Here is a 3,459-nt window from a genome sequence, read left to right as displayed (position 1 = left end):
TGCCTGGCTCTCCCCGAAAGAAAAACTTGCTGCTTTCTTTGAATCTCTCGCTGTACAAGATGTTTGACAAACCTACAAGCTTTCATTGACAGGCTTCGACAGCAGTGCTATAATTGTACTACTCAAAAGTGCATATGGACGTTTGCGGGGGAACTGCTCTGGCGGTTGAGAAGGTGGAACCTGACCCTTGGAACCTGTCGGTTAATACTGTCGTAGGGAAGCAAAGCCAATGAAGATTGGAGGAGAAGCGCTTGCCGGGGAGGCAGGCGTTTTTTGTTGCCTGTTTTCATGAACAGGGCGCGAACGGCCAAGAAAGGAAGGGATACCTCTTGAAAAAAGCCTTAACGATTGCCGGCTCGGATTGCAGCGGCGGCGCAGGAATCCAGGCAGATCTAAAGACGTTTTCCGCACACGGCGTCTTTGGAATGAGCGTGATTGTTTCCGTGGTGGCAGAAAATACCAGCCGTGTGATCGGGATTGAAGATGTATCGCCGGATATGATCCGCCAGCAGATCGACGCGGTGTTTGAGGATATCCAGCCGGATGCGGTCAAAGTGGGGATGCTCTCCCAGCCGCCCTGTATGGAGGCGGTGGCGGAAAAGTTGCGGCAGTACCGGCCCAAACACGTGGTAATTGACCCGGTGATGTATGCCAAAAACGGCTGCCCACTGATGGATCCGGGTTCGGTAGACCGGCTGATCCAAACCGTGCTTCCGCTGGCGACGCTTCTGACCCCAAACATTCCGGAGGCGGAAAAAATTGCGGGTTGCTCGATCCATTCGGTTGCAGAGATGGAAGACGCTGCCCGGCGCATCCAAGCTATGGGGCCGAAGGGTGTGTTGGTCAAGGGAGGCCATGCCCAGGGCGATGCCGTTGACGTGTTGTTCGATGGGGAACATTTCCATCATTATACCGCCGAACGCATTCCTACGAAAAATACGCACGGCACCGGTTGCACCTATTCCTCCGCAATTGCGGCAAATCTGGCGTTGGGGCTGGATATGCCGGCTGCCGTGGAGCGCGCAAAAGCCTATGTCACCATGGCGATCCGCCATGCATTGGCAATCGGGAAAGGGCATGGGCCAACGAACCATTTTTATGATGTCTATGTAAACGGCCTGACAAATGGAGCAGAGATCGAATAAAAGGAGAGGTACATATGGAATACAAAACACAGATGGAAGCAGCCAAGAAGGGGATCGTGACAAAGGAACTCGCCGCCGTAGCCAAAAAAGAGGGCTTTACGGAAGCAGAGCTCCTTCCGCTGGTGGCATCCGGCCGGGTGATTATCCCGGCAAATGTGCGGCATAAATCGCTCGATCCGAACGGCGTGGGGGAAGGGCTGCGCACAAAGATCAATGTCAATTTGGGCATTTCCGGCGATTGCGCCGATTATTGCGCGGAGATGCAGAAGGTGCAGCTGGCTGTTCAGTTTGGCGCCGAGGCCATCATGGATCTGAGCAACTACGGGAAGACGCGCGAGTTCCGTGAGAAGCTGATCGAATATTCACCGGCGATGGTCGGAACGGTGCCGGTATACGATGCGGTCGGATATCTGGAGAAGGATCTGATGGACATGACCGCCCAGGACTTTTTGAAGGTGGTACGCGCGCACGCAGAGGAAGGCGTGGACTTTATGACCATTCACGCGGGCATCAACCGCCGTGCGGTGGAAGGATTTGAACGGTCAAAGCGCAAAATGAACATTGTATCCCGCGGGGGCTCCCTGCTGTTTGCTTGGATGAAGATGACCGGCAATGAGAACCCCTTCTATGAGTATTATGATGAGGTAATGGACATCCTCCGAGAGTATGACGTGACCATCAGCTTGGGAGACGCCCTGCGTCCGGGTTGCCTGGACGATGCGACGGATGCCGGGCAGATCGGGGAGCTGATTGAGCTCGGCAACCTGACCCAGCGTGCCTGGGAAAAGGACGTGCAGGTGATGGTGGAAGGACCGGGCCATATGGCGATGGATGAGATTGCGGCCAATATGAAGATGGAAAAGCGCCTCTGCCACGGAGCGCCGTTCTATGTCCTTGGGCCGTTGGTGACGGATATCGCCCCCGGATACGATCACATCACGTCGGCCATCGGCGGCGCAATCGCGGCGGCCAATGGCGCGGACTTCCTGTGCTATGTCACCCCTGCGGAGCATCTGCGTTTGCCAGACCTCTCCGATGTGCGCGAAGGGATTGTCGCTTCGAAGATTGCCGCCCATGCCGCAGACATCGCGAAGGGCGTGCGCGGCGCACGTCAGCCGGACAATGAGATGGCAGAGGCACGCCAGCGCTTCGATTGGGACGCACAATTCCGTTTGGCCATCGACGGAGAAAAGGCGAAGGCATATTATGAGAGCGTTCCCGCTTCGGATAAGCACAGCTGTTCCATGTGCGGCAAAATGTGCGCGGTTCGCACGACCAACCGCATTCTCAATGGCGAGAGCGTAGAGATTCTGCAAAACGAGACAAAGAAATGAGATCCGGACTGGAAAATATGCGGGCGGCCATCTTTGACCTAGATGGGACACTTTTGGATTCTCTGCACATCTGGGAGGACATCGACGAGGAATTTTTGCAGAAACGTGGGCTTGCTGTACCAGAGGGCTATTGCGAGACCATCGCTTCCATGGGGTTCCTCGACGCAGCGGCCTATGCAAAAAAGCGGTTTGGTTTCCCGGAATCGCCGGAGGCGATTGTGGCGGAGTGGAACGATATGGCGGCGCATCGATATGGCAATGTCATTCAGATGAAGCCTGGCGCACGCGACTATCTGGCAAAGCTGCGGGATCGAGGAATCCTTTTGGCGGTGGCGACGGCGCTTCCGGAAAAGCTTTACCGCCCTGCGTTGCGCCATCATGGGATTGAAACGTGGTTCGGCGCAGTTGCCTCGACCGATGAAACCAGCAGGGGAAAGGGATACCCGGACGTCTATCGGTTGGCGGCCAAAAAGCTTGGCGTTTCCCCAGAGCATTGTGTGGTCTTTGAAGATATTTTGCCTGGAATTCAAGGAGCAAAGGCCGCAGGCATGAAAACCATGGGGGTATACGACGCCTGCTCCAGCGGCATCCAGGAAGACCTCCAGAGACTAGCGGATGGATATATTCAAAGCTTTGAAGAACTTTTATAAAGATTAAAATTCTCGAGGGAAACGGATGCCAACGGCTGCCTAAACCTCTTTTTTCAAAGACGTTTCAAATCGATTTATGGGCGCATCCCTTTTGGGATGCGCCTCGTTTTTATGTGCCAGGTGGACGGCATCTAAAAAAATACATTTTTCGGTTGGGAGAGCAATGCCCAGCCTTTTGTAACAAAGGAGATACCACAAGGAGGATTTCAAGTGGATATTTCCAAAATGGCTTCATACGAAGATTCCCAGCGTTTGTAGGTTTGTCAAACATCTTGTACAGCGAGAGATTCAAAGAAAGCAGCAAGTTTTTCTTTCGGGGAGAGCCAGGCA

General features: G+C 54.2%; 4 protein-coding genes and 1 riboswitch. Of the genes, 3 read left to right on the top strand and 1 reads right to left on the bottom strand.

Going from position 1 to position 3,459, the window contains the following annotated elements; translation table 11 throughout:
• Positions 1–136 precede the first annotated feature (136 nt).
• Positions 137–237: riboswitch (TPP riboswitch) on the top strand.
• Positions 238–329: 92 nt separating this feature from the next.
• Genes thiD through I2E77_RS13520 form a run of 3 tightly spaced genes read left to right on the top strand, consistent with a single transcriptional unit; the run spans position 330 to position 3,129 of the window.
• Positions 330–1,145, top strand: a complete 816-nt coding sequence (gene thiD, locus I2E77_RS13530; protein ID WP_087232268.1) for a bifunctional hydroxymethylpyrimidine kinase/phosphomethylpyrimidine kinase — start codon at positions 330–332, stop codon at positions 1,143–1,145.
• A 14-nt stretch (positions 1,146–1,159) separates the two neighbouring features.
• Positions 1,160–2,479 (top strand): phosphomethylpyrimidine synthase ThiC, encoded by a 1,320-nt coding sequence (gene thiC, locus I2E77_RS13525; RefSeq protein ID WP_195451493.1) that lies wholly within the window; start codon positions 1,160–1,162, stop codon positions 2,477–2,479.
• A complete protein-coding gene (locus I2E77_RS13520; RefSeq protein WP_243252632.1) occupies positions 2,476–3,129 on the top strand; it encodes an HAD family hydrolase in 654 nt (217 codons plus the stop codon). The genes thiC and I2E77_RS13520 overlap by 4 nt, the downstream gene beginning before the upstream one ends.
• Positions 3,130–3,238: 109 nt before the next feature.
• Here the strand turns inward: I2E77_RS13520 and I2E77_RS13785 are convergent.
• A partial coding sequence (locus I2E77_RS13785; protein ID WP_207738263.1) for a hypothetical protein occupies positions 3,239–3,459 on the bottom strand: 221 nt, incomplete at its 5' end.

Origin of the sequence: Anaeromassilibacillus sp. 1001302B_160321_C8, from assembly GCF_015554745.1 — a bacterium.
Lineage (GTDB): Bacteria > Bacillota > Clostridia > Oscillospirales > Acutalibacteraceae > Anaeromassilibacillus > Anaeromassilibacillus stercoravium.
This window is presented reverse-complemented; position numbering and strand designations above follow the sequence as displayed.